The sequence below is a fragment of the Vibrio sp. Vb0304 genome (genome assembly GCF_033338995.1).
Lineage (GTDB): Bacteria > Pseudomonadota > Gammaproteobacteria > Enterobacterales > Vibrionaceae > Vibrio > Vibrio alginolyticus.
In genome coordinates, this window is record NZ_JAWOTT010000348.1 from 1 (window position 1) to 1,059 (window position 1,059).

Sequence of the window (1,059 nt, forward strand, 5' to 3'; positions counted from 1 at the left end):
ACCTGCAACCGTGATCAGAGGACCCACAACCCAAATAAAAATGGAGCACGCGGCTACACCAACTAAACCAAGAAACCATCTTTGGGTAAATACTCTGCCTATTTCTTTAATACTCATTTCATTGCCCAACCGTTAGTTGCCCACAATAAGATCGATTTCAATTCGACGATTCATTGCTCGGTTCTCTTCACTGTCATTTTCCACCAAAGGTCTCGCATCACCCAACCCTTCAGGAATCACTCTGCCTTTAAGTGCACTGTTGGCGATTAACTGTTCGGAAAGAGAAGTTGCGCGAGCTAAAGACAAGTGCCAATTGGATGGGTACTTGCTGGTAAATATCGGACGGTCATCGGTATGCCCGGTAATTATGATCTTCCCTTGTGTCGCTTCTAAGGTGCGTGCAACTTTAGAAATAACTGGCTGTATGTAAGCCACAACGCTCGCACTACCAGATTCAAATAGGTCTTGAGCTTTAAGAGAAATACGAACTCTATCTTGCAACGCTTCCACAGTGACAAGATCCTTGCCAATCTCCGTTGCCAAATACATAGATATTCTTTCGGCAATAGGTGCTGACTTTGACTCAACCATAGGATTACTAACTGCTGGGGTTGGTTGAATCAGGTTTACCAATTGAGCAAAAGTTTGGTTGGAAGCTTTGTTCAACTCGTAGCTGAAGTACATAAAAATACAAACAAGCAGTGCGGAAGTTACCGAACAAACCACCCATAGAGGAGCACGTTCCGAAACCTGAGCACCTGCCAATATATGTTGTTCTACTTTGTTACTAAGCTCTTGCTGTACTCCGCGACCATGTGACTTAAGCACTGATACAACTTGTTTTCTCAATCTACGGTGAGCTTCAAGCCCATTTTTTTCTAAACGATACTGACCTATAAAACCCAAAGATAAGCATACGTACATTAGCTCTAGTAAATCTAGGTGGGATTCCGGATGAGCCAAACAGCTATCTAGATGCTTAAAAAAAGCCTCTCCACCTTGGCTGCTCGCGTAAAAAGAACTCAACAGAGAATCATGTGTCCAAAACGATTGACTCCA

General features: G+C 43.2%; 1 protein-coding gene. It reads right to left on the reverse strand.

Annotated elements, in window-relative coordinates:
• Nucleotides 1-132: 132 nt before the first annotated feature.
• The coding region (gene tssL, locus R7P35_RS26150) for a type VI secretion system protein TssL, long form (RefSeq protein WP_318093391.1) at nt 133-1,059 on the reverse strand (927 nt) is incomplete at its 5' end.